The 23,752-nt window shown below is 73.5% G+C and carries 22 protein-coding genes; 18 read left to right on the top strand and 4 right to left on the bottom strand.

The annotated features are described in order from the left end of the window. The first annotated feature begins 95 nt into the window (after positions 1-95). Positions 96-560: an ATP-binding protein gene (locus ACFXAM_RS20595; protein WP_380293230.1), complete on the top strand. Its 465-nt coding sequence runs from the start codon at positions 96-98 to the stop codon at positions 558-560. Positions 561-586: 26 nt separating this feature from the next. Here the strand turns inward: ACFXAM_RS20595 and idi are convergent, their stop codons facing one another. Continuing rightward, complete coding sequence (gene idi / locus ACFXAM_RS20590) at positions 587-1,156, bottom strand: isopentenyl-diphosphate Delta-isomerase (RefSeq protein WP_380293228.1); 570 nt, start codon at positions 1,154-1,156, stop codon at positions 587-589. 513 nt (positions 1,157-1,669) lie between these two features. On the opposite strand from idi, the gene ACFXAM_RS20585 reads away from it, so the two are divergent. The 15 genes from ACFXAM_RS20585 (at position 1,670) to ACFXAM_RS20515 (ending at position 19,712) form a co-directional block, all read left to right on the top strand. Further along, entirely contained in the window at positions 1,670-2,425 is a 756-nt protein-coding gene (locus ACFXAM_RS20585; RefSeq protein ID WP_380293205.1) for a sugar phosphate nucleotidyltransferase, read from the top strand. Continuing rightward, on the top strand, positions 2,413-3,486 hold the full coding sequence (locus tag ACFXAM_RS20580; RefSeq protein WP_380293203.1) for an iron-containing alcohol dehydrogenase family protein: 1,074 nt from the start codon (positions 2,413-2,415) through the stop codon (positions 3,484-3,486). Before ACFXAM_RS20585 ends, ACFXAM_RS20580 begins: the two co-directional genes overlap by 13 nt. Positions 3,487-3,577: 91 nt before the next feature. Next, entirely contained in the window at positions 3,578-4,315 is a 738-nt protein-coding gene (locus tag ACFXAM_RS20575; RefSeq protein WP_380293226.1) for a CDP-alcohol phosphatidyltransferase family protein, read from the top strand. Between the two features lie 167 nt (positions 4,316-4,482). Continuing rightward, positions 4,483-5,328, top strand: coding sequence for a glycosyltransferase family 2 protein (locus ACFXAM_RS20570; protein WP_380293224.1), 846 nt, complete (start codon positions 4,483-4,485; stop codon positions 5,326-5,328). A 152-nt stretch (positions 5,329-5,480) separates the two neighbouring features. Next, positions 5,481-6,416, top strand: coding sequence for an ABC transporter permease (locus ACFXAM_RS20565; RefSeq protein ID WP_380293201.1), 936 nt, complete (start codon positions 5,481-5,483; stop codon positions 6,414-6,416). Between the two features lie 34 nt (positions 6,417-6,450). After that, on the top strand, positions 6,451-7,254 hold the full coding sequence (locus ACFXAM_RS20560) for an ABC transporter ATP-binding protein (RefSeq protein ID WP_380293222.1): 804 nt from the start codon (positions 6,451-6,453) through the stop codon (positions 7,252-7,254). A gap of 342 nt (positions 7,255-7,596) precedes the next feature. After that, the gene (gene hpnC / locus ACFXAM_RS20555) at positions 7,597-8,571 is read left to right on the top strand and encodes a squalene synthase HpnC (protein WP_380293199.1); all 975 of its coding nucleotides are present in this window, start codon (positions 7,597-7,599) and stop codon (positions 8,569-8,571) included. Positions 8,572-8,612: 41 nt separating this feature from the next. Further along, on the top strand, positions 8,613-9,470 hold the full coding sequence (gene hpnD / locus ACFXAM_RS20550; protein ID WP_380293220.1) for a presqualene diphosphate synthase HpnD: 858 nt from the start codon (positions 8,613-8,615) through the stop codon (positions 9,468-9,470). Positions 9,471-9,636: 166 nt separating this feature from the next. Next, positions 9,637-11,073: a hydroxysqualene dehydroxylase HpnE gene (gene hpnE, locus ACFXAM_RS20545; protein WP_380293197.1), complete on the top strand. Its 1,437-nt coding sequence runs from the start codon at positions 9,637-9,639 to the stop codon at positions 11,071-11,073. A gap of 170 nt (positions 11,074-11,243) precedes the next feature. Then, positions 11,244-12,332, top strand: a complete 1,089-nt coding sequence (locus tag ACFXAM_RS20540) for a polyprenyl synthetase family protein (RefSeq protein WP_380293195.1) — start codon at positions 11,244-11,246, stop codon at positions 12,330-12,332. A 7-nt stretch (positions 12,333-12,339) separates the two neighbouring features. Then, positions 12,340-14,427 (top strand): squalene--hopene cyclase, encoded by a 2,088-nt coding sequence (gene shc, locus ACFXAM_RS20535; RefSeq protein ID WP_380293193.1) that lies wholly within the window; start codon positions 12,340-12,342, stop codon positions 14,425-14,427. Further along, a complete protein-coding gene (locus ACFXAM_RS20530; RefSeq protein ID WP_380293191.1) occupies positions 14,424-15,116 on the top strand; it encodes a 1-hydroxy-2-methyl-2-butenyl 4-diphosphate reductase in 693 nt (230 codons plus the stop codon). The genes shc and ACFXAM_RS20530 overlap by 4 nt, the downstream gene beginning before the upstream one ends. Positions 15,117-15,118: 2 nt before the next feature. Then, complete coding sequence (gene hpnH, locus ACFXAM_RS20525) at positions 15,119-16,144, top strand: adenosyl-hopene transferase HpnH (RefSeq protein ID WP_380293189.1); 1,026 nt, start codon at positions 15,119-15,121, stop codon at positions 16,142-16,144. A gap of 135 nt (positions 16,145-16,279) precedes the next feature. Then, a complete protein-coding gene (dxs, locus tag ACFXAM_RS20520; RefSeq protein WP_380293187.1) occupies positions 16,280-18,217 on the top strand; it encodes a 1-deoxy-D-xylulose-5-phosphate synthase in 1,938 nt (645 codons plus the stop codon). Continuing rightward, positions 18,207-19,712 (top strand): aspartate aminotransferase family protein, encoded by a 1,506-nt coding sequence (locus ACFXAM_RS20515; protein ID WP_380293186.1) that lies wholly within the window; start codon positions 18,207-18,209, stop codon positions 19,710-19,712. Before dxs ends, ACFXAM_RS20515 begins: the two co-directional genes overlap by 11 nt. 72 nt (positions 19,713-19,784) lie before the next feature. On the opposite strand, the gene ACFXAM_RS20510 is transcribed toward ACFXAM_RS20515, so the two are convergent. Further along, the gene (locus ACFXAM_RS20510) at positions 19,785-20,057 is read right to left on the bottom strand and encodes a DUF6343 family protein (protein ID WP_380293184.1); all 273 of its coding nucleotides are present in this window, start codon (positions 20,055-20,057) and stop codon (positions 19,785-19,787) included. 101 nt (positions 20,058-20,158) lie between these two features. Between ACFXAM_RS20510 and ACFXAM_RS20505 the strand changes: the two genes are divergently transcribed. Then, on the top strand, positions 20,159-20,347 hold the full coding sequence (locus tag ACFXAM_RS20505; protein ID WP_380293182.1) for an I78 family peptidase inhibitor: 189 nt from the start codon (positions 20,159-20,161) through the stop codon (positions 20,345-20,347). Here the strand turns inward: ACFXAM_RS20505 and ACFXAM_RS20500 are convergent. After that, the gene (locus ACFXAM_RS20500; protein WP_380293180.1) at positions 20,298-21,176 is read right to left on the bottom strand and encodes a phosphatase PAP2 family protein; all 879 of its coding nucleotides are present in this window, start codon (positions 21,174-21,176) and stop codon (positions 20,298-20,300) included. The genes ACFXAM_RS20505 and ACFXAM_RS20500 overlap by 50 nt on opposite strands. Positions 21,177-21,408: 232 nt before the next feature. Next, the gene (fabG, locus tag ACFXAM_RS20495) at positions 21,409-22,176 is read right to left on the bottom strand and encodes a 3-oxoacyl-ACP reductase FabG (RefSeq protein ID WP_380293178.1); all 768 of its coding nucleotides are present in this window, start codon (positions 22,174-22,176) and stop codon (positions 21,409-21,411) included. Positions 22,177-22,747: 571 nt separating this feature from the next. Between fabG and ACFXAM_RS20490 the strand changes: the two genes are divergently transcribed. Continuing rightward, entirely contained in the window at positions 22,748-23,614 is an 867-nt protein-coding gene (locus ACFXAM_RS20490; protein ID WP_350756300.1) for a MarR family transcriptional regulator, read from the top strand. The last annotated feature ends 138 nt before the right edge of the window (positions 23,615-23,752 follow it).

The raw sequence follows: 23,752 nt of genomic DNA, 5'->3' as shown, positions 1-23,752 counted from the left end.
GGGGGCGGCTCTCCTAGCCTCTGTGGACCGAGGGCGCCGTGAGCGGAACGCCTGATTCCAGGGTCGCGGACGAAGGACGGCTGGACGTGGAGCGGATCAGCGAGGACGAGGCGGCGGCGTGCGGCGGGCCCGTCGAGGGGGTGTGGCGGTTCACCGTGCCGGCCGAGGAGGCGTCGGTGCCGCGCACCCGGCACGCGGTGCGCGACCGGCTGCTGGCCCAGGGGCTGGCGGAGATCCGCTACCAGGAGCTGGTGGACGACCTGCTGCTGATCGTCTCCGAGCTGGTCGGCAACGCGGTGACGCACGCCGCCGAGCTGTCGCCGGAGGTGACCACCGAGCTGGCGGTGCGCGGCGGCTGGGTACGGGTCGCCGTCCAGGACGGCGACCCGTACCGGCCGAAGGCGCTGGCGGCCGACGCCGGGCGGACCGGCGGGCGCGGGCTGCTGCTGGTGAAGAGCGTCACGCTGCAGGCCGGCGGGGTCTGTGACGTGGAGAAGGCGGGGGAGGGCGGCAAGGTGATCTGGGCCTCGCTGCCGCTCCCCCGGGGGGACCGCGCCTGACCGGGGGGCGAGGCGCCCGGCCGGACCTACCAGGTGTTCCCGGCGATCTCGCGGATCCCCGGCAGGGCGGCCTCGAAGACGGTCCGGAACCACACCGAGAACGGCCGCTCCGCCTGCAGCGCGCGCAGCTCCTCGGCGGTCACGAAGGCGTAGTCGTCCACCTCCTCCGGGGCCGGCCGCACCGGCCCGGTGACCAGGCCCACGAACAGGTGGTTCCACTCCCGCTCGATCAGCCCGGACGCCTCGTCCGGCAGGTCGTAGCGGACCGTGCCCGCCTCGCAGAGCAGCGCCGGGGCGACGCCCAGCTCCTCGGCGGTGCGCCGGGCGGCGGCCACGAACGGCTGTTCGTCGGGGTAGGGGTGGCCGCAGGCGGTGTTCGACCAGACGCCGGGGGAGTGGTACTTGCCGAGCGCCCGGCGCTGCAGCAGCATCCGGCCCTGCCGGTCGAAGAGGAACACCGAGAACGCCCGGTGCAGCCGGCCGGGCTGCTGGTGGGCCCAGAGCTTCTCGCCGGTGCCGATGGTGACGCCCTCGTCGTCCACCAGCTCCAGCAGGATCTCCTGCGGCGCGCCGGCGGACCGCGCGGCGGTGTCCACGTCGGTCTCGACGTCGAGGCCGGTGTCCACACCGGTGTCGAGCGCGTTGTCGAGCCCGGCGTCCGCACCGGCGTCCGGACCGGCGTCGGTGCCGGGACCGGCCTGCGGGTCGAGGTGGGTCGGGCGGTCGGTCGGCAGGCTCTGGGGCATGAGGCCTCTTTCGGCAGCTTCGGGAGCACTTCGGGAGCACGGGGAGCAACCACGGCTCGCACCGGTGGCGTCGCGCCCCAGTCTGCCGTACGGGTGGCACCGCGCAGAGGTCCCACGCACAACCCGGCGCGATGGCGGCGTCCGGTGGCCGGGGACGGGCGCCGCGCTCGCAGGTCTGTTCGAGATGTGTTCGATCTGTGTTCGACGCTCCGGCCGCGTTCGGGCTGGTCGCCGTGGTCGCCTACCATCACATAGGACACCGCGGCCGCATCTCGGCGGCCCCGGCGCGCCATCGCCGGTCACCCGGAGACTCCCGGTAGCCGCGCGCGGCCGCGCACCGCACGACGGATCAGGAGACCCCGCATGATCGGCCTCGTTCTGGCAGCCGGCGCCGGCCGCCGACTGCGCCCGTACACCGACACCCTGCCCAAGGCACTGGTGCCGGTCGACGGGGAGCGGACCGTCCTGGACCTCACCCTCGGCAACTTCGCCGAGGTCGGCCTGCGCGAGGCCGCGATCGTCGTCGGCTACCGCAAGGAGGCGGTCGAGGAGCGCAAGGACGCCCTGGAGCGCACGTACGGCGTGAAGCTGACCCTGGTCGAGAACGACAAGGCCGAGGAGTGGAACAACGCCTACTCCCTCTGGTGCGCCCGTGACCTCTTCACCGAGGGCCTGCTGCTCGCCAACGGCGACACCGTCCACCCGGTCTCGGTCCAGCGCACCATGCTGGAGGGCAACGCCCGGCTGGCCGCCGAGGGCCGCGAGCCCGGCATCCTGCTCGCCCTCGACACGGTGAAGCGCCTCGCCGACGAGGAGATGAAGGTGGTCGTCCACCCCACCGCCGGCATGCGCCGCATCACCAAGCTGATGGACCCCTCCGAGGCCACCGGCGAGTACATCGGCGTCACCGTGATCAACCCCTCCGCCGCCGCCGACCTCGCCGACGCGCTGCGCGCCACCTACGAGCGCGACCCCCAGCTGTACTACGAGGACGGCTACCAGGAGATGGTCGACCGCGGCCTGCGGATCGACGTCCAGCCGATCGGCGAGGTCTCCTGGGTCGAGGTCGACAACCACGACGACCTGGCGAAGGCGCGGGAGATCGCGTGCCAGTACTGACCAGGCTGGTCCCGTCGCCGGTCTTCGTGGAGATCCGCCCGGGCGCGCTGGACGCGCTCGGCGGCATCCTCGCCGACCAGCGGCTGTCCGCCTCCGGCCGGATCGCGGTGGCGATCAGCAACGGCTCGGGCTCGCTGCTGCGCACCCGCCTGGAGCCGGCGCTGCCCGGCGCCGACTGGTACAGCGTCGAGGACGGCAGCCTCGACAGCGCCGTCCGGCTGGCGGACGAGATCCGCGGCGGCGTGCACGGCGGCCACTACGACACCGTCGTCGCCCTGGGCGGCGGCAAGATCATCGACGTGGCCAAGTACGCCGCCGCGCGGATCGGCCTGCCGCTGGTCTCCGTGCCGACGAACCTGGCCCACGACGGCATCTGCTCGCCCGTCTCCACCCTCGACAACGTCGGCGGCCGCGGCTCCTACGGGGTGCCCAGCCCGATCGGCATCGTGATCGACCTGGACGTGATCCTCGGCGCCCCGCCGCGCTTCGTCGCGGCCGGCATCGGCGACATCGTCTCCAACATCTCGGCCTGCGCCGACTGGGAGCTGTCGCACGCCGAGACCGGCGAGCCGGTGGACGGCCTGGCCGTCGCGATGGCCCGCTCGGCCGGCGAGAACCTGCTGCGCCACCCGGGCAACCTCCAGGACCAGGGCTTCCTCACGGCCCTCGCGGAGGCACTGGTACTGTCCGGCATCGCGATGAACATCGCGGGCAGCACCCGGCCCTCGTCGGGCGCCTGCCACGAGATCTCGCATGCCCTGGACGTGCTGTATCCCAAGCGGTCCGCCCAGCACGGCGAGCAGGTCGGCCTCGGGGCCGCCTTCGCCAGCTTCCTGCGGGGCGAGCGCGAGCTGACCGGCCTGATCGTGGAGCGTCTGGCGCACCACGGGCTGCCGGTGACCGCCGCTCAGATCGGCTTCACCGAGGCGGAGTTCACCGAGGCGGTGCACTACGCTCCGAACACCCGGCCGGGCCGCTTCACCATCCTTGAGCACCTCGACCTCTCCCCTTCCGCAATCAGGGACGCGTACGCCGACTATGTCCAAGCCGTCAACAGCTGACCGCTCCGCCGCGGAGGCCGCTCCGCCGCCGGTCGACCTGATCCGCCGGCCCTCGATCGAGGAGCTGCGCGCGGTGATCCACCCGGAGGGCATGCTCCAGCGCCGGAGCGCCGAGCACTGGGCCGGCCGGCTCTACATGCGGAAGATCTCGCTGCGGATCACCCGGGTGCTGTCCACCGTGACGGCGATCACGCCCAACGGCCTGACGTACCTGATGATGCTGACCGGCATCCTGGCCGGCGCCGCGCTGGTCGTCCCGGGGATCGCGGGCGCCGTGCTGGCGGCCCTGCTCATCCAGGTGTACCTGCTGCTGGACTGCGTGGACGGCGAGGTGGCGCGCTGGCGCCGGCAGACCTCGCTGACCGGCGTCTACCTGGACCGGGTCGGCCACTACATGTCCGAGGCGGCCCTGCTGACCGGCCTCGGCCTGCGCGCCACCGACCTGCTGCACCGCGAGGGGAGCGCCGCGCACTGGGAGTGGGCGTTCCTCGGCACCCTGGCCGCGCTCGGCGCGATCCTGATCAAGTCGGAGACCGACCTGGTCGACGTCGCCCGCGCCCGCAGCGGCATGACGGCGGTCGAGGACAGCGCCTCGGTGCCGCGCTCGGCCGGTGTCGCCAGGGCCCGCCGGGCGGCCTCGCTCCTCAAGTTCCACCGGCTGGTCGGCGCGGTCGAGGCCTCGCTGTTCATCCTGGCGGCGGGCGTCGCCGACCTCGTCCACGGCGGCCTGTTCTTCACCCGGATCGCGGTGGTCGTGCTGGCCGCGATCGCCATGCTGCAGACCGTGCTGCACCTGCTGAGCATCGTCCTGTCGAGCAGGCTCCGGTGAGCCGCGTGGAGGGGAGCGCCGTGGAGGGCAGCGCCGTGGAGGGGAGCGCCGTGGAGGGGAGCACCGTGAACGGGAGCGCCGTGGAGGGGACCGGGACGACGGGGAGCACCGTGCCGACCAGCGCCGCCGGCGCCGACGCCTTCCGGCTCGGCGCTGTGATCATCACCATGGGCAACCGCCCGGCCGAGCTGACCGCGCTGATCGAGTCGGTCCGCGCCCAGCAGGGCCCGCCGGTCGAGCTGGCCGTGGTCGCCCAGGGCGTCCCGATGCCCCCGCTCCCGGAGGGCGTGCGCACCGTCGAGCTGCCCGAGAACCTCGGCATCCCGGGCGGGCGCAACGCCGGCATCGAGCTGTTCGGCCACAACGGCCGGGACGTCGACGCGGTGCTGTTCCTGGACGACGACGGCCGGCTGCCCGGCACCGACGCGGCCCGGCTGCTGCGCGAGGCCTTCGCCGGCGACCCGGAGCTCGGCATCGTGAGCTTCCGGATCGCCGACCCCGACACCGGCGTCACCCAGCGCCGCCACGTGCCCCGGCTGCGCGCCAGCGACCCGCTGCGCTCCTCCCGGGTGACGACCTTCCTGGGCGGCGCGAGCGCGGTGCGCTGCGCCGTGTTCGAGAACGCCGGGCAGCTGCCCGCCGAGTTCTTCTACGCGCACGAGGAGACCGACCTCGCCTGGCGCGCGCTGGACGCCGGCTGGGCCATCGACTACCGGGCCGACGTGGTGCTCCACCACCCCACCACCTCGCCCGCCCGGCACGCCACCTACTTCCACAACGTGGCCCGGAACAGGGTTTGGCTCGCGAGGCGGAACCTTCCGGCCCTGTTGGTGCCTCTATACCTGGGAACCTGGTTCCTGCTGACGCTGGCCCGCCGCCCCTCCCCGGAGGCGCTGAAGGCCTGGCTGGGCGGGTTCAAGGCGGGCTGGCGCGAACCCTGCGGTGCGCGGCGGCCCATGCGATGGCGTACCGTGTGGCGCCTGACCCGGCTGGGCCGGCCGCCGGTCATCTGATCCGCCCGGCGACCGTACGGTAGGACGGTCGCCACGGCCGGTGGCCACACACCGGCCGCACTCCCCCCGATATCCGAGTGGATCCCCCTCGGCGCAAGGCCGGCGGACCCCCGCCGACCGGCCCGCCCGACGATCCCGCGCGAAGGACGAATGTGTCGACAGTGAGTGAACCCGTCAGCCTCTCAGCCCCGAGGGGGGCGGACGCGGGCCTGACCCCCAAGCAGCTTGCGGACAAGTACGGCCTGACGGTCAGCGGCAGACGGCCCGGCCTGTTCGCCTACAGCAAGCAGCTCTGGGCCCGCCGCCACTTCATCTGGGCCTTCGCCACGGCGCGCCTGGTGGCCCAGTACACCGACGCCAAGCTCGGCCAGATCTGGCAGGTCGTGACGCCGCTGCTGAACTGCGCGGTGTTCTACCTGGTCTTCGGCGAGATCCTGAGCAACAAGGACGACAACCCGTACTACGTCGCCTGGCTCTGCATCGGCGTCTTCATCTTCCAGTTCACCCAGAACGCCGTGCAGTCCGGCACCCGGGCGATCGCGGACAACCTCGGGCTGATCCGGGCGCTGCACTTCCCGCGCGCCTCGCTGCCGATCGCGTTCACCGTGATCCAGCTCCAGCAGCTGCTGATCTCGATGGTCGTGCTGTTCGCCGTGGTGCTGCTGAACGGGGTCGAGCCCGGCCGGACGTGGATCCTGGTGGTCCCCGCGCTGGTACTGCAGTCGATGTTCAACACCGGTGTCGCCCTGATCTTCGCCCGGATCGGCGCCAAGACCAGCGACATCTCCCAGCTGATCCCGTTCGCGATGCGCGCCTGGCTGTTCCTGTCCGGCGTCATGTACAGCATCACCGACAAGATCAAGGACTGGTCGCCGTTCTGGCAGAAGGTGATGGAGCTCAACCCGGCCTCGGTCTACATCGACCTGGTCCGCCACGCGCTCGCGCCCGTCATCTACAACAAGCACCAACCCCAGTTCCTGGAGTTCCCGCCGCACCAGTGGAAGTACGCGATCGCCTGGGGTGTGGGCATGCTGGTCATCGGATACGTCTTCTTCTGGAAGGCTGAGGAGGAGTACGGCCGTGGCTGACACCGACGTGCGAGGGACCGATCTGACCAAGGACCTGAAGGACGCCGCCCCGCGTCGCAAGGTGTTCGACGCGGACGTGGCCCGCGAGCCCACCGTGGTCGTCGACGACGTGCACATCGTCTACCGGGTGCACGGCGCCGGCTCCGGCAAGGGCAGCGCCACCTCGGCGCTCAGCCGGATCATCAGCCGCAAGCGCGGGGCCGGCGTGCGCGAGGTGCACGCGGTGAAGGGCGTCAGCTTCACCGCCTACAAGGGCGAGGCGATCGGCCTGATCGGCTCCAACGGCTCCGGCAAGTCCACCATGCTGGCGGCCATCGCCGGCCTGCTGCCGACCGAGAAGGGCGGCATCTACACCAACGGCCAGCCCTCGCTGCTCGGCGTCAACGCCGCGCTGATGAACGAGCTGACCGGTGAGCGCAACGTCGTCCTCGGCTGCCTCGCCATGGGCATGTCGCCGGCCGACGTGCGGCGCCGCTACCAGGACATCGTCGACTTCTCGGGCATCAACGAGAAGGGCGACTTCATCTCGCTGCCGATGCGCACCTACTCCTCCGGCATGGGCGCCCGCCTGCGCTTCGCGATCGCGGCGGCCAAGACCCACGACGTGCTGCTCATCGACGAGGCGCTCGCCACCGGCGACCAGGCCTTCCAGAAGCGCAGCAAGAAGCGGATCACGGAGCTGCGCGAGGAGGCCGGTACGGTCTTCCTGGTCAGCCACGACAACGCGTCGATCCGCGAGACCTGCGAGCGGACCATCTGGATCGAGGCCGGCGAGCTCGTCATGGACGGGCCGACCGAGGAGGTCGTCCGCCGCTACGAGCGCGGCGAGCGGCCGTAGCCGCGCGCCGCACCACCAGGGACCGCGCGGCGGGGCCGGTGACCGGAGGACGTCCGGGACCGGCCCCGCCGTCGTTCGTGCGCCCCCGGCCCGCCCCGTCGTGCCCCGGGTGGCCCGCCGCCGCCCGGGTGAGCGCCCCGTGCGCCGGGTGAGGCGCCCTTCTCCGGCGCGGTCGTTGGTGTCAGGCTGTAAGCGCGGGGGTGGTGTGCCGGACGTGACTCCCGTGATCGGACGCGTGTCCGACTCGGGCCCGTCACCGGAGCGGTGTAGAACGGGGGAGTGACAGCAGTGTCGGCTTCGGCCCAGCCCAACAGTGAGTCCCCGCCCGGAGGCGGTCGTCCGGTGGAAGGTCCCGCGGGAGCGGCGACCCTCGCCAAGGCGGACGCGGAGAACTTCCCGGTCGCCCCGTTCTTCCTGCCCGCCGCGTGGCGCGACGACCTCATGACGGTCTACGGCTTCGCCCGGCTGGTCGACGACGCGGGGGACGGCGACCTCGCCGACCCGGCCGGCACCGCCGCACTGCTCGGCGTGCCCGCCCCGCCCCCGGCCCCCGCGGCCGCCCCCGCGGACGGGACCGCTTCCGCCGGGGCGCTCCGGCCCGGCCCCGAGGAGACGGCTTTCCGGCTCGCCCTGCTGGACGGCCTGGAGCGCGACCTCGACCGGGTCTTCGAGACCGCCCTCGCCCCCGCCGGGGCCGAGGCCCCCCGCCACCCGCTGCTGCGCCCGCTGGTCCCGCTGGTCGACCGCCACGGCCTCACCCCCGAGCCGTTCCGCCGGCTGATCCGGGCCAACCGGGTCGACCAGACCACCGACCGCTACGCCACCTACGAGGACCTCCGCGGCTACTGCACGCTCTCCGCCGACCCGGTCGGCCGCCTGGTGCTGGCCATCGCCGGCGTCTCCACCCCCGAGCGGATCGCGATGTCCGACGCCGTCTGCACCGCCCTGCAGATCGTCGAGCACCTCCAGGACGTCGCCGAGGACCTCGCCCGGGGCCGGATCTACCTGCCCGCCGAGGACCTCCGGCGGTTCGGCGTCACCGAGGACGACCTCGCCGCGCCGAGCGCCGGTCCCGCCGTGCGCCGCCTGATCGCCTTCCAGACGGACCGTGCCCGCACCCTGCTCGACCGCGGTGCGCCATTGGTAGGTACGGTTCGGGGGAGGCTTCGACTGCTCCTGGCGGGATTCACCGCAGGTGGTTACGCGGCCCTGGCGGCCGTCGAGGACGCCGGGTACGACGTGCTCGCCCAGCAGGCGAAGCCGGACAAGCGCCGCCTCGCAGCGAGGGCGGCGGCCATCTTCGCGAAGGGAAGGTGAACGCCCGAGTGGCGGCATCACCACTGGCGTCGGCGCCGGTCATGGCGGCGTACCGGTACTGCGAGGCAGTGACCGGGCTGCAGGCCCGCAACTTCAGCTACGGCATCCGGCTGCTGCCGGAGCCGAAGCGGCTGGCCATGTCGGCCCTGTACGCGCTCGCCCGCCGGGTGGACGACATCGGCGACGGCGACCTCCCGGACGACCGCAAGGCCGAGGCCCTGCTGCGCACCCGCGAGCTGCTGGACGAGATCCGGGCCGGCTCCGTCGCGGAGGACGACACCGACCCCGTCAAGGTCGCGCTGGCGGACGCGGCCCGGCGCTTCCCGATCCCGCTCGGCGGCTTCGACGAGCTGATCGACGGGGTCGAGATGGACCTCAAGGGCGCCGAGTACCAGACGTACGAGGAGCTCAAGGTCTACTGCCGGTGCGTGGCCGGGGCGATCGGGCGGCTGTCGCTCGGCGTGTACGGCTGCGACGACCCCGAGCGCGGCGCGCGCTACGCCGACACCCTCGGCCTGGCGCTCCAGCTCACCAACATCCTGCGCGACCTGCGCGAGGACGCCCTGAACGGCCGCACCTACCTGCCGACCGAGGACCTCGTCCGGTTCGGCTGCCAGGAGGGCTTCGCCCGGCCCCGGCCGCCGGTCGGCGCCGACTTCACCGGCCTGATCGCCTTCGAGGCGGCCCGCGCCCAGGCGGCCTTCGAGGAGGGCCTGCGGCTGCTGCCGATGCTGGACCGCCGCAGCCGGGCCTGCACCGCCGCGATGGCGGGCATCTACCACCGGCTGCTCGGCCGGATCGCCGCCGACCCGGAGTCGGTGCTGCGCGGCCGGGTGTCGCTGCCGGGCTGGGAGAAGGCGTACGTGGCGCTTTCCGGGCTCGCCGGGGGGCGTTCTTGATTCTTACCACAGTTCTGTCACGCTGTGTCAGCGGGGAATCACTTCTGGGTAGAGCCCTGTTGACGGCTGTGCCGGACCCGACCGCACTGGTCCCGGGTCCGGCCGCATTGACCACGGGCGCTCCGGCCACGACCGGACCGGGCGCGGGACGCGAGGGGGAGAGCCGATGACCGGGCGAGCCGACGCCGCGCGCCCGGCCGCCGTCGTGGTCGGCGGTGGCCTCGCGGGCATCACCGCCGCACTGCGGCTGGCCGAGGCCGGCCACCGGGTGACCCTCGCCGAGGGCCGCCCCCGGCTGGGCGGCCTGGCCTTCTCCTTCCAGCGCGGCGAGCTGACCGTCGACAACGGCCAGCACGTCTACCTGCGCTGCTGCACCGCCTATCGCGGCCTGCTGGAGCGGCTCGGGGCCAACCGGCTGGTGCACCTCCAGGACCGCCTGGAGGTGCCCGTGCTGGGCGTCTCCGGGCCCGTCGGCGCGCCGGTGCGCACCCTCGGCCGGCTGGGGCGCGCCGCCCTGCCGGTGCCGCTGCACCTGGCCGGCAGCCTGGCCCGCTACCCGCACCTGGGCCCGGCCGACCGGGCCCGGGTGGTCCGCGGCGCCCTCGCGCTGCAACGGCTCGACCTCGCCGACCCGGCGCTGGACGCGCTCTCCTTCGGCGACTGGCTGCGCCGCCAGGGCCAGAACGAGCGCACCCTCGCCGCGCTGTGGGACCTCGTCGGCGTGGCCACCCTGAACGCCCGGGCCGACCAGGTGTCGCTGGCGCTCGCCGCCATGGTGTTCAAGACCGGGCTCCTCTCCGACCCCGGGGCCTCCGACATCGGCGCGGCCACCGTCCCGCTCGGCGTGATCCACCACGACCGGGCGCTCGCCGAGCTGGAACGCGCGGGCGTGAAGGTGCTGCTGCGCGCCCGGGTGAGCGAGCTCAAGCCGGCCGTCCCGCAGCACGCCGTCCGGCTGGAGGGCGTCGACGAGCCGCTCGCCGCCGACACCGTGGTGCTGGCCGGCGCCCAGGACACCGCGGCGGCGCTGCTGCCGCCGGACGCGATCGCGGACCAGGAGCGGCTGGCCGGCTTCGGCACCGCGCCGATCCTCAACGTCCACGTGATCTACGACCGGCGGGTGCTGCGCAAGCCGTTCTTCGCCGCGCTCGGCTCGCCCGTCCAGTGGGTCTTCGACCGCACCGCGCACTCCGGCCTGGCCGGCACCGCGCTCGGCGCGGCCCACCCCGGCGCCCAGTACCTGGCGCTGTCGCAGTCCGCCGTGCAGGACGAGATCGACCTGCCGGTGGCCGAGCTGCGCCGCCGCTACCTGCCGGAGCTGGCCCGGCTGCTGCCCGCCGCGGGCGGGGCCGAGGTGCTGGACTTCTTCGTCACCAGGGAGCGCACCGCCACATTCGACCCGGCCCCGGGCACGGCCGCGCTGCGGCCCGGCCCGCGCACCGACGTCCCCGGCCTGGTGCTGGCCGGCGCGTGGACGGCGACCGGCTGGCCCGCCACGATGGAGGGGGCCGTGCGCAGCGGTCACGCCGCGGCCGACGCGGTGCTCGCCGCCGACGGCCGGCCCCGGCCGTCGGACCGCGGCGACGGGAGGTGGCCGCGGTGACCGGCGCCCCGCTCGCCGGGGACCGCGGCGAGCCCGCGAGAGCCGGCGTTCACCCGTTCGGTCCCGGCGGCGGGAGCGTCCTCGCCGGCCGCGGCCGCACCGGCCGCACCACCACCGCCAGCGTCCGGCCGTCCCACGCGGCCAGGCACCACCAGGGAGAGGGAACGTACGTGGAGTCACGCATCGGCAGGGCCGTCGGAGGTACGGCGCATGCCGAACCGGTCTCGGTGCCGGAGCTGCTCAACCGCACCCGCGCGCTCTGTACCCCGCCGCTGAGGGCCGCCGTCGCCCGTCTGGCGGCACCCATGGACACCGTCGCGGCGTACCACTTCGGCTGGATCGACCGGGACGGCACACCGGTCGCCGGGGACGGCGGCAAGGCCGTCCGGCCGGCCCTGGCGCTGCTGTCGGCCCAGGCCGCCGGAGCGCCGGCGGAGGCGGGCGTGCCCGGCGGGGTCGCTGTTGAACTGGTGCACAACTTCTCCCTGCTCCATGATGATCTGATGGACGGTGACGAGACCCGGCGCCACCGGGCCACCGCCTGGACGGTCTTCGGTCCGGCCCAGGCGATCCTGGTCGGTGACGCGCTGGCGACGCTCGGTACGGAGGTGCTGCTCGACGCCGCCTCCACGGGCGGCGCGAGCGCCACCGACGCCGCGCGGGCCGTGCGCCTGCTCACCACCGCCAGCCGCCGGCTGATCGACGGGCAGGCGATGGACGTCGCCTTCGAGCAGCGGGACACCGTCACCGTCGCCGAGTGCCTGGAGATGGAGGGCGGCAAGACCGCCGCCCTGCTCTCCGCCGCCTCCGCGCTGGGCGCCGTCCTGGCCGGCGCCGACGACCGGGCCTCCGACTCCCTCCAGCGCTTCGGCGAGCACCTCGGCCTGGCCTTCCAGGCCGTCGACGACCTGCTCGGCATCTGGGGCGCCACCGAGGTCACCGGCAAGCCGCACTGGGGCGACCTGCGCCAGCGCAAGAAGTCCCTTCCGGTCGCCGCCGCCCTCGCCGAGGGCGGCCAGGCCTCCCGCGAACTGGCCGAACAGCTCGCCGACCCCAAGGGGCGCGGCGAGGAGAGCGAGACCGAGCTGGCCGCCCGCGCCCTGCTGATCGAGAAGGCCGGCGGCCGCGCCTGGACCCAGGAGGAAGCCCGCCGCCAGCACACGACTGCCCTCGCCGCCCTGGACGAGGTGCCCATGCCCGACGGGGTGCGCCAGCACTTCGTCGCACTCGCCGAATTCGTGGTGGTACGAGAGAGGTGACGTTACGTTGACAGCAACCGCGGACGGCCGGCTCGACCCTGAGTACGATTCCGAGCCGGTCGCGGTGGGAGGCCTCCCCCCGGCGCTGCTGAGCGCCGGGCGGTGGCAGCCCGAAGGATCCGCCCCGGACGCCCCGGCCGGCCGGACCGAGCAGCAGGACGGGGCCGCCTCCGCCGAGGAGGCGCTGAGCCGCGCCACCACGCACCTGCTCTCCCTGCAGAGCTCCGAAGGGTGGTGGAAGGGCGACCTCGAAACCAACGTCACCATGGACGCCGAGGACTTACTGCTCCGGCAGTTCCTCGGGATCCGCACCGAGGAACAGACCAAGGCCACCGCCGAGTGGATCCGCTCCCAGCAGCGCGAGGACGGCACCTGGTCCACCTTCCACGGCGGCCCGGCGGAGCTCTCCACCACCGTCGAGGCCTACGTCGCCCTGAAGCTCGCGGGCGACGACCCGAACGCCCCGCACATGCTGGCCGCCGCCCGCTGGATCCGCTCCGCCGGCGGCATCGCCGCCTCCCGGGTGTTCACCCGGATCTGGCTGGCGCTCTTCGGCTGGTGGCCCTGGGACCGGCTGCCGGAGATGCCGCCGGAGATCATGTTCCTGCCGAAGTGGCTCCCGCTGAACATCTACGCCTTCGGCTGCTGGGCCCGCCAGACCATCGTCCCGCTGACCATCGTCTCCGCGCACCGCCCGGTGCGTCCGGCCCCCTTCCCGCTCACCGAGCTGCACACCGACCCGGACGACCCGTACCCCACCCGGCCGCTCGCCCCGGCCACCAGCTGGGACGGCCTGTTCGAACGCCTCGACAAGGTCCTGCACGCCTACCACCGGCGCGCCCTGCGCCCGCTGCGCCGGCTCGCGCTCTCCCAGGCCTGCCGCTGGATCGTCGAGCGCCAGGAGGCCGACGGCTGCTGGGGCGGGATCCAGCCGCCCGCCGTCTACTCCCTGATCGCCCTGCACCTGGAGGGCTACGAGCTCGACCACCCCGTGATGCGCGCCGGGCTCGCCTCCTTCGACCGCTTCACCGTGCACACCCCCGACGGCCGGCGCTGGCTGGAGGCCTGCCAGTCCCCGGTCTGGGACACGTGCCTGGCCACCATCGCCCTGGTCGACGCCGGCCTGCCGGCCGACCACCCGGCGCTGGTCTCCGCCGTCGACTGGATGCTCGGCGAGGAGATCACCAAGCGCGGCGACTGGTCCGTCAAGCGCCCCTCGCTCGCCCCCGGCGGCTGGGCGTTCGAGTTCGAGAACGACACCTACCCGGACATCGACGACACCGCCGAGGTGGTGCTCGCGCTGCGCCGCGTCGCCCACCCGGACCCGGCCAAGGTAGCCGGATCCGTCGACCGCGCGGTGCGGTGGAACCTCGGCATGCAGTCCAAGAACGGCGCCTGGGGCGCCTTCGACGTCGACAACACCAGCACCCTGCCGAACAAGCTGCCGTTCTGCGACTTCGGCGAGGTCGTCGACCCGCCGTCCGCGGACGTCACCGCGCACGTCGTGGAGATGCTCGCCGAGGTCGGCCGGGCGCACGACCCGCGCACCCGGCGCGGCGTCGAGTGGCTGCTGCGCAACCAGGAGGCGGACGGCTCCTGGTTCGGCCGCTGGGGCACCAACTACATCTACGGCACCGGCTCGGTGCTGCCCGCCCTGGTCGCGGCCGGCGTCCCGGCGGAGCACCCCGCGGTGCGCCGGGCGGTGCGCTGGCTGGAGGACCGGCAGAACGCCGACGGCGGCTGGGGCGAGGACATGCGCTCCTACGACGACCCGGCACGCTGGGCCGGGCGCGGCGACTCCACCCCCTCGCAGACTGCCTGGGCGCTGATGGCGCTGCTCGCGGCCGGCGAGGGCCCCGACGGCCGGGCCAACCCGGCGGTGGAGCGCGGCGTGGACTGGCTGGTGCGCACCCAGCTGCCCGAGGGCACCTGGGACGAACCCCAGTTCACCGGCACCGGGTTCCCCTGGGACTTCTCCATCAACTACCACCTGTACCGGCTGGTGTTCCCGGTCACCGCGCTCGGCCGCTACCTGCACGGCAGCCCCGCGACCGGACGCCCGGCCGGCGGCGCGGCGATCGGGGCGTCCCGGTGAACGCTTCCCCGCTGCTGGTCCTCTGCGCGCTCGGCCCCGAGGTGTGGGCCCTGCGCGGAGGGGACTGGCGCGGCGGGTCGGGCGGCCCGCCCGTCGTGGTGCGCACCGGCGTCGGCCGGCGGCGCGCCTCACTCGCCGTCAGGAGGCTGCTCACCGCCGCCCCGGGCGGCTACGGCGCCGTCGTGGTGGCCGGCTTCGGCGCCGCCGTCGCGCCGGGAATAACGCCCGGTGACGTGATCGTTGCCGACGGCGTGCGCGATGCCGAGGGCAACCACTTCGCCGTCGACTCCGGCCCGGCGCTCACCCGGGCCCTCACCGTGCGCGGCCTGACCGCGCACACCGGCGTGCACCACACCGCCGACCACGTGGTGCGCGGCCTGGAACGGCGCGCCCTGCACGTCCAGGGCGCGCTCGCCGTCGACATGGAGGCCGCCGCCGTGCTGGCGGCCCTGCACGAGCTGCGCCCGGGCCTGCCCGCGGCCGTCCTGCGGGTCGTGGTCGACACGCCCGAACGCGAGCTGCTGCGCCCGGGCACCCTGCCGGCCGGCGTCCGCGCCTGGCGGACGCTGCGCTCCACGGTGCCCGCCCTGGTCGACTGGCACCTGCGGAACGACCGGCCGCGCGGCCGCCCCGCGCCCGCCGCCCTCAACCACCCCACATCCTCGACGCTCCCCCAGGAGGCGAGCTAGCCATGGCCATGCCGTTGCGCCAGACCGTGCGGGTCGGCACCTACCTCATGCAGCAGAAGCTGAAGCGACGCGACAAATTCCCGCTGATCGTCGAACTGGAACCGCTCTTCGCCTGCAACCTGGCCTGCGAGGGGTGCGGCAAGATCCAGCACCCGGCGGGCGTGCTGAAGCAGCGGATGCCGGTCGCCCAGGCGGTCGGCGCGGTCCTGGAGTCGGGCGCCCCGATGGTCTCGATCGCCGGCGGCGAGCCGCTGATGCATCCGCAGATCGACGAGATCGTCCGGCAGCTGGTCGAGCGCCGCAAGTACGTGTTCCTCTGCACCAACGCGCTGCTGCTGCGCAAGAAGCTGGACAAGTTCAAGCCCTCGCCGTACTTCACCTTCACCGTGCACATCGACGGCCTGCGCGAGCGCCACGACGCGTCGGTGGCCAAGGAGGGCACCTTCGACGAGGCGGTGGAGGCGATCAAGGAGGCCAAGCGGCGCGGCTTCCGGGTGACCACCAACTCCACCTTCTTCAACACCGACACCCCGCAGACCATCATCGACGTGCTCGACTACCTCAACGACGACCTCAAGGTCGACGAGATGATGATCTCCCCGGCGTTCGCCTACGAGAAGGCGCCCGACCAGGAGCACTTCCTCGGCGTCGACCAGACCCGCGAGCTGTTCCGCAAGACCTTCGCCGGCGGCAACCGGCGGCGCTGGCGGCTCAACCACAGCCCGCTCTTCCTGGACTTCCTGGAGGGCCGGGTCGACTTCGAGTGCACCGCCTGGGGCATCCCCAACTACTCGCTGTTCGGCTGGCAGCGGCCCTGCTACCTGATGGCCGACGGCTACGTGCCGACCTACCGCGAGCTGATCGAGAAGACCGACTGGGACAAGTACGGACGCGGCAAGGACGCCCGCTGCGCCAACTGCATGGCGCACTGCGGCTACGAGCCGACCGCCGTCCTCGCCACCATGGGCTCCCTCAAGGAGTCCCTGCGGGCGATCACCGAGACCGTCGGCTCCAGCCGGAGCCGCTGACGCACCCGCCGGCGGGCGGCGCACCCCGCCGCCCGCCCCCGTCCGCCCCGGGCCGCCGACCCGGGCCGGACCACCCCGCGCGGCGCGGCCACGGCGGGGCACCACCGCACCGCTCCGAGTCGTGAGGTGAAAGCCATGTCACTGCTCTCCAGCGTCACGTGCCCGGCGGACCTGAGGGCCCTCCCGGCCGCCGAGCTGCCCCGGCTCGCCGACGAGATCCGCGACTTCCTGATCGACGCCGTCACCCGCACCGGCGGCCACCTCGGGCCCAACCTCGGCGTCGTCGAACTGACCATCGCCCTGCACCGGGTCTTCGACTCCCCGCGCGACCGGATCGTCTGGGACACCGGCCACCAGAGCTACGTCCACAAGCTGCTCACCGGCCGCCAGGACTTCTCCCGGCTGCGCAGCAGGGGCGGCCTGTCCGGCTACCCCTCGCGCGCCGAGTCCGAACACGACCTCGTCGAGAACTCCCACGCCTCCACCGCGCTCTCCTACGCCGACGGCCTGGCCAAGGCCAACCAGCTGCGCGGCAGCGACGACCAGGTGGTGGCCGTGATCGGCGACGGCGCCCTCACCGGCGGCCTCGCCTGGGAGGCGCTCAACAACATCGCCGCCGCCAAGGACCGGCCGCTGGTCATCGTCGTCAACGACAACGAGCGCTCCTACTCGCCCACCATCGGCGGCCTGGCCAACCACCTCGCCGCGCTGCGCACCACCCAGGGCTACGAACGCTTCCTGTCCTGGGGCAAGGACGCCCTCCAGCGCACCCCCGTGGTCGGCCAGCCGATCTTCGGCGCGCTGCACGGCGCCAAGAAGGGCTTCAAGGACGCCTTCGCCCCGCAGGGCATGTTCGAGGACCTCGGCCTCAAGTACCTCGGCCCGATCGACGGCCACGACCTCACCGCCCTGGAGTCCGCGCTCACCAAGGCCCGCGGCTTCGGCGGCCCGGTCATCGTGCACTGCCTCACCGTCAAGGGCCGCGGCTACCGGCCCGCCGAACAGGACGAGGCCGACCGCTTCCACGCCGTCAACCCGATCGACCCCTACACCTGCCTGCCGATCTCGCCCGCCGACGGCGTCTCCTGGACCTCGGTGTTCGGCGAGGAACTGCTCGCCCTCGGCGCCGAGCGGCCGGACGTGGTGGCCATCACCGCGGCGATGCTCCAGCCGGTCGGCCTGGCCGGCTTCGCCAAGGCCTACCCCGGGCGGACCTTCGACGTCGGCATCGCCGAGCAGCACGCCGTCGCCAGCGCGGCCGGCCTGGCCACCGGCGGCCTGCACCCCGTGGTGGCGGTCTACGCGACCTTCCTCAACCGCGCCTTCGACCAGGTGCTGATGGACGTCGCCCTGCACAGGCTGGGCGTCACCTTCGTGCTCGACCGCTCCGGCGTCACCGGCAACGACGGCGCCTCGCACAACGGCATGTGGGACATGTCGATCCTCCAGGTCGTCCCCGGCCTGCGGCTCGCCGCCCCGCGCGACGCCGAGCAGCTGCGCGCCCAGCTGCGCGAGGCCGTTGCGGTCGAGGACGCCCCGACCGTGGTCCGCTTCCCCAAGGGCACCGTCGGCCCCGCCGTGCCCGCTGTCGAGCGGATCGGCGGCGTGGACGTCCTGCTGCGCACCGGGGAGCTGCCGGAGATCCTGCTGGTCGCCGTCGGCAGCACGGCCGGCGCCGCGCTGGACGCGGCCCGGCTGCTGCTCGCCGAGGGGTTCACCGCGACCGTCGTCGACCCGCGCTGGGTCAAGCCGGTCGACCCCGCGCTGCCGGCCCTCGCCGCCGGGCACCGGCTGGTGGTCACCGTCGAGGACAACGGCCGGGTCGGCGGCGTCGGCACGGCCGTCGCCCAGGCGCTGCGGGACGCGGACGTGGACGTCCCGGTGCGGGTGCTGGGCCTGCCGCAGGAGTTCCTCGGGCACGCCGCGCGCGGCGAGATCCTGGAGGAGACCGGGCTGACCGGCACCGGGGTCGCCGCCCAGACCGCCGCCTTCGCCAAGCACCTGCTCCCGGACCGGGGACGACCGGACCGGGGACTTCCGAACCGAGGAGCGAACCAGCACCATGCCGGCTGACCCCGACAGCACCGACCGCCTTGACCGCACCGGCCCTCCCGCGCCCGTCGACCGGTCCGACGGGACCGGCGGCTCCGGCGCACCCGGCCGCCCCGACGGCGCCGGGCGCGCCGGGTCGCGCTTCGACCTGGCCGCCCTGCTCGCCGAGCGCGAGGGCGAGCGGTACGAGCTGCAGAGCCGCTACCTGAACCCGCAGCTCACCCGGATGCTGCACACCATCGGCTTCGACAAGTACTACGAACGGGCCCGGGGGCAGTACTTCTACGACGCCGAGGGCAACGAGTACCTCGACATGCTGGCCGGTTTCGGCATCTTCGCGCTCGGCCGCCACCACCCGGTGGTCCGCTCGGCCGTCCAGCAGGTGATGGACCTCGACCTGCCGGACCTGGTCCGCTTCGACTGCTCGCCGCTGCCCGGCCTGCTCGCCGAGCGCCTGCTCTCCCACGCGCCCGGGCTGGACCGGGTGTTCTTCGGCAACAGCGGCACCGAGGCGGTGGAGACCGCGCTGAAGTTCGCCCGGTACGCCACCGGCCGCAAGCGGATCCTCTACGCCGACCACGCCTTCCACGGGCTCACCACCGGCTCGCTCTCGGTGAACGGCGAGAGCGGGTTCCGCAAGGGCTTCGACCCGCTGCTGCCGGACACCGCGATCCCGCTCGGCGACCTCACCGCCCTCGCCAAGGAGCTCAAGCGCGGCGACGTCGCCGCGCTGATCGTCGAGCCGATCCAGGGCAAGGGCGTGCAGGCGACCCCGCCCGGCTGGCTGCGCGCCGCGCAGGAACTGCTGCACGACCACAAGGCCCTGCTGATCTGCGACGAGGTGCAGACCGGCATCGGACGCACCGGCGACTTCTTCGCCTACCAGCACGAGGACGGCGTGCTGCCGGACCTGGTCTGCGCGGCCAAGGCGCTGTCCGGGGGCTACGTCCCGGTCGGGGCGACCCTCGGCAAGGGCTGGATCTTCGAGAAGGTGTACTCCTCGATGGACCGGGTGCTGGTGCACTCGGCCAGCTTCGGCTCCAACGCGCAGGCGATGGCGGCGGGCCTGGCGACCCTGGAGGTCATCCGGGACGAGCGGGTGGTGGAGAACGCCCGCAAGGTGGGCGACCACTTCCGCGAGCGGCTGACCGAACTGGTCGACCGCTACGAACTGCTCGCCGAGGTGCGCGGGCGCGGGCTGATGATCGGCATCGAGTTCGGCCGGCCGAAGTCGCTGAAGCTGCGGACCGGCTGGACCGCGCTCCAGGCGGCCCGCAAGGGCCTGTTCGCCCAGATGGTGGTCGTCCCGCTGCTCCAGCGCCACCGGATCCTCACGCAGGTGTCCGGGGACCACCTGGAGGTGATCAAGCTGATCCCGCCGCTGATCATCACCGAGCGGGACGTGGACCGCTTCATGACGGCCTTCACCGAGGTGATGGAGGACGCCCACCGGGGGAGCGGCCTGATGTGGGACTTCGGGCGGACGCTGGTGAAGCAGGCGGTCAGCAACCGCTGAGGGCGCGGCGCGCGGAGCGTTCGCGGGGTGGGAGGCCGGGGACCGGCTTCCCACCCCGCGGGAGACACCGCGTCAGAGCTCGGTCCGGCGCCGCCGGACGACGACGACGAGATCGACGACGGCGAACAGGGTGAGGATCCCGCAGGCCACGGCGAAACCGGTGAGGGTGCCCCGGCTCGGCGCGCCGAACGCGGGGGCGTTGGCGGCCCAGAACGCGAAGGCGGCGGTGGCCAGCGCGAACAGCGGGGTGAAGGTCAGCGACAGCAGGTAGCGCAGCTTGAGGTCGCTGCGGGCGGTGGCGGGCTCGGAGCCGCTGCGCCACCGCCGGGGGGTGGTGGCGGGCATCCGCGGTCACCTCCGGTGCTTCCGGCCCGTTCCGCGGGGCCGGTCCACGGTTCGGCCGGTCTACGATTCCAGCGTACGTCTGGGCGAGCCGGGGAGGGGCGATGACGGACACGGACGCGGAGGGTTACGCGGGGCTGCGGATCGAACGGGCCGAGGAGCTGGCGCGCCGGCACGGCTGGGCCTCGGTGCGGGTGCTGCCCCCGGGGGCGGCGATGACCATGGACCACCGGGAGGGCCGGCTCAACCTGGCGGTGCGCGACGGGCTGGTGGTGCGCAGCTGGGAGGGGTAGCCCTCCGGCGCCGTGACCCCGGGTGCCCGGCCCCCGGGTGCCCGGCTCCTCCGTGCCCGGTCTCCCTGTGCCCGGCCTCCCGGCGCCGTGCTCCGCGGTGCCGGGCGAGCCGGCGTTCGGCGGCGAGCACCAGGGGCTCCAGCAGCGGGAGCGAGAGCAGGACGAGCAGCCCGGCGGCCCAGCCGGCCAGCACGTCGGTGGCCCAGTGGGTGCCCAGGTAGACGGTGGTGAGGCCGACCGACCAGGCGGTGGCGCCCGCGAGCAGGGCGCCGGTGCGCCGCCAGCGCACCGCGAGGTAGGCCAGCACGCCCCAGGTGACCACGGCGTTCGCGGTGTGGCCGGAGGGGAAGATGGTGCCGCCGGAGAAGAGCTCGGGCGAGCCGACGTACCGGGCGTAGTGCGGGCCGAGCCGGCCGGTGACGATCTTGACCCCGCCGACGGTGAGGTTGAGCAGCAGCAGGGCGGCGCCCATCACCAGCAGTGGCCGGATCCGGCCCAGCCGGCGGGCGCGCCAGCCGAGCCAGGTGAACGCGGCGAGCGCGGAGGGGCCGCGCTGACCGGCCACCACCCAGTTGTCCAGCAGCGGCTGCAGGCCGGGCCAGTGCTCGTAGGGCCGGTACAGCCGTATCTTCCAGTCGAGGTCGACCAGCGAGGTGTCGAGCAGGACGGCCGCGGCCACCAGCAGGTAGCCGAGCGCGGCCAGCCCCAGCAGCGCGGCCTGGCGGCGGCCGAGCGGCGGCCGGGCCGGTCCGCCGGGGCGGGCGCGCGGGCGCGCGCGGGGGGTGGTCAGGTGCTCCGGGCGGTCCGGCGGTTCACTCGGCGCTGGCACGGCGGTGACCCTACCCAGCCACGCAGCGTGATTCCCGGTTCCATTCGGAATTCCCCGGCAAAGCCGTTCTCCGATCGCCGCAGGTCCGTTTCAGGACGATCAAAAGACGTTTTCGGATCGAATGTCCGTAAGGGGTTCGTGTGCTTTTCCCCAAGTTCGGGCAAAAAGAACGGGGCGGGAGACCGGCCGCGCCGGTTCCCACCCCGTGGTAACCCTGTGTAGGTTCGGTGCCTCAGTCGAGGGGGCCGCCCGCGACGTAGACCACCTGTCCGGAGACGAAGCCGGCGCCCTCGGAGACGAAGAACGCGATGGCGTGGGCGACGTCCTCCGGCGTCCCGACCCGCTGGACCGGGATCTGGGTGGCGGCGGCGGCCTTGAAGTCCTCGAAGTCCATGCCGATCCGGGCGGCGGTGGCGGCCGTCATGTCGGTGGCGATGAAGCCGGGGGCGACCGCGTTGGCGGTGATGCCGAACTTGCCGAGCTCGATGGCCAGGGTCTTGGTGAAGCCCTGGAGACCGGCCTTGGCGGCGGAGTAGTTGGCCTGGCCGCGGTTGCCCTGGGCGGAGGAGGAGGACAGGTTGACGATGCGTCCGAAACCGGCGTCCACCATGTACTTCTGGACCGCCCGGGTCATCAGGAACGCGCCGCGCAGGTGCACGTTCATGACCGTGTCCCAATCCGATTCGGTCATCTTGAAGATCAGGTTGTCGCGCAGCACGCCCGCGTTGTTGACGAGGACGACCGGGGCGCCGAGCTCGCCGGCGATCCGCTCGACGGCGGCCCGGACCTGGTCGGCGTCCGAGACGTCGGCGCCGACGGCCAGCGCGCGGCCGCCGGCGGCGGTGATCCGCTCGACGGTCTCCCGGCCGGCCGACTCCTCCAGGTCGAGGACGGCCACGGCGTAGCCGTCGGCGGCCAGGCGCACGGCGGTGGCCGCGCCCAGCCCGCGCGCGGCGCCGGTGACGACGGCGACCCGGGGGGTGGTGGTCTGCTCGGTCATGCTCGGTCTCGTCTCTCTCGGAGTAATCGGGCGTTGTTGCAGGTCAGTTGCAGGTGGAGAGGTGTTGCAGCGCGGCGGTGCGGCCCCGGCCCGGCATCGGTCGCGCTCCGGAGCCGGAGCGCCGGCCGTCCGGACCCCGGGCGGAACACCCAGGAAACTCCCAGGAAGCACTCGGGGGAAAACCGGCAGCGGGGGGCTGCTCCGGAGGTCACGGCCGTCCCGGTGGCCACACCCTACCGGCGGGTAGGGGGCTCGGCCAGGGCGAAGGTGCAGGTGACCGTGGGTAAGGACCGACCGGTCGGCTTTCTCCTGCGAACGGGTTACCGGCGGGTCGGCGCGGCGCGTAAATATGCCAATGTTGCCGAACCTGCGTCTACTATCCGCCCCTGCCTGCCAGCGAGGGCCCGCCGTTTGTATAGTGTCCGCCAGCAGCCACCGGCTGCACGGCTGGAGCGCCCTCCCGAACAGCGGGACGCCCACTCGCCGTTACTGCCCCACCCGGGTGTCCCACACACACCGGGTGTGACATCGGGACGGATACATGGTGCTGGGGGAGATCCCGACGACCCGCGTGTCCGCGCGACTGCAGCAGTCGCCCGGACACCTCATCCGCGTTGCACAGCAGGTCCACACCCGCCTGTGGTCCGAACACGTCGGAGCCGATCTCACGGCTCCGCAGTTCGCGGTCCTGCTGGTTCTCGCCCTCGAACCGGGCGCTGACCAGCGCACGGTCGGCGAGCGTGCCTCGCTCGACAAGGCCACGATGGCCGAGATGGTCGCCCGGCTGGTCCGGCGCGGCCTGGTGCTGCGGCGCCGAGACCCGGCCGACGGCCGGCGCAAGTTGCTCGCTCTCTCGCAGAGCGGCGCCCAGGCTGTCCGCGAGGCCACCGGCGGAGTGGTCCGCGTGCAGCGCACGCTCTTCGAGCCGCTCACTCCGGAGGAGCAGCTGGAGATCGTCCGGGTGATGGCCAAGATAGCCAGACTGGAGCCGGCCCAGGTCGCCGTCCTCACGGACGCGCGGCCGATGCTGGACGCCCAGCGGGCGATCGGCTACCTGATCCGGGTGAGCCAGCAGGTGCACACCAAGCTCTGGTCGGAGCACGTCGGTTCGGAGCTGACGGCGCCGCAGTACGCGGTGCTGGACGCCCTCGAACTGGAGCCGGGCGCCGACCAGCGCACGGTGGGCGAACTGGCCTCGCTGGACAAGGCCACGATGGCCGAGATGGTCAGCCGGCTGGTCCGGCGCGGCCTGGTCCAGCGGCGGCGCGACCCCTCGGACGGACGGCGCAACCTGCTCTCGCTCTCACCGGCGGGACAGGACCTGCTGCACCGCTCGGCCGCGGGCGTCGCCCAGGTCCAGCAGCTGCTGCTGGCGCCGCTGGAGGAGGAGGAGCACGAGGCCGCGCTCGCGCTGATCGCCAAGGCGGCCCGGCTCTAGCCGGAACGTCGCGACTGTCAGCCAAAACGATTCATCACCGTGCCGCCGGCTCCGCCCGGGCCGGTGGCGGCTCTCGCGGCCGGTGACGGCCGTCGCGGGTCAACACGGTGAAGGCCGCCCGCCCCCCGCGGGGAGGGC

The organism is Kitasatospora sp. NPDC059462 (assembly GCF_042749955.1).
Taxonomy (GTDB): domain Bacteria; phylum Actinomycetota; class Actinomycetes; order Streptomycetales; family Streptomycetaceae; genus Kitasatospora.
Note: the sequence above shows the minus strand (reverse complement) of the source record. Positions and strands in the feature narration are given on the sequence as shown.